Origin of the sequence: Mesorhizobium sp. M7A.F.Ca.US.006.04.2.1 (assembly GCF_004022915.1) — a bacterium.
Classification (GTDB): Bacteria; Pseudomonadota; Alphaproteobacteria; order Rhizobiales; family Rhizobiaceae; genus Mesorhizobium; species Mesorhizobium ciceri.
Map to the genome: position 1 here is coordinate 1 of NZ_RZQA01001342.1, position 1,035 is coordinate 1,035.

A 1,035-nucleotide genomic window follows, 5' to 3' on the forward strand; every position below is an offset into this window, starting at 1 on the left:
ACAACATGTTTCACCTTATGCGGATCCCTCGGTTGACAAGGACCAGAGCCGGCTTCTGCCGCTTCAGCCATCGACCGCGCCGGGTACGGAAGACCATCACCAGAGCGGGGTGGCGCCATGAACGACACCGGCGTCATCGACCGCTTCCTGGAGACTTTTACCCGCTACATCGATTCAGGCTTTGGCCTTCTCGGCGGGGAAGTCGCGTTCCTCACCTCCACCCTGATCGTCATCGACATCACGCTCGCCGGCCTGTTCTGGGCTTGGGGGGCGGACGAGGACGTACTGCACCGGTTGGTGAAGAAGACGCTCTATATAGGCTTCTTCGCCTTCATCATCGGCAACTTCAACCGTCTCGCCGGCATCGTCTTCGAAAGCTTTTCCGGACTTGGCTTGAAAGCCGGGGGATCGGCACTTTCGGGTTCCGCCCTCCTGCAGCCGGGACGCGTTGCGCAGGTCGGCATCGTGCCGGCAATCCGATCCTCGAAGCCGCAAGCCAGCTGATGGGCTACGTCTCGTTCTTTGAGAATTTCGTCCAGATCGCGGTGCTGATGACCGCCTGGGCGATCGTGCTGATCGCCTTCTTCATCCTCGCCGTCCAGATCTTCGTCACATTGATCGAATTCAAGCTGACGACACTTGCCGGCTTCGTGCTGATCCCCTTCGCACTGTTCAGCAGGACTGCCTTTCTCGCCGAAAAAGTGCTCGGCAACATCGTCGCCTCCGGCGTGAAGATCCTCGTCCTCGCCGTCATCGTCGGCATCGGCTCGGGTCTCTTTGGCGAGTTCACCCGCGGCTTCGGCGCCGAACAGCCCACAATCACGGATGCGCTGTCGCTCGTGCTGGGCGCCCTGTCACTGATGGGTCTTTCGATCTTTGGTCCTGGTATTGCGACGGGCCTTGTTTCCGGTGCGCCGCAGCTCGGGGCAGGGGCTGCTGTCGGCACAAGTCTCGCTGCCGCCGGTCTTGGTGCCGCCGGTGCCATGGGCGCCCGCGCCGGATTGAGCGGCGGCGCAAGTGCGCTCAGTGCAGCTG

Annotated in this window: 1 pseudogene; it reads left to right on the plus strand. The window is 62.0% G+C overall.

Annotated features, from left to right (window positions below):
- Positions 1-117 precede the first annotated feature (117 nt).
- Positions 118-1,035, plus strand: a pseudogene (gene trbL, locus EN925_RS37165) (P-type conjugative transfer protein TrbL); the annotation flags it as partial.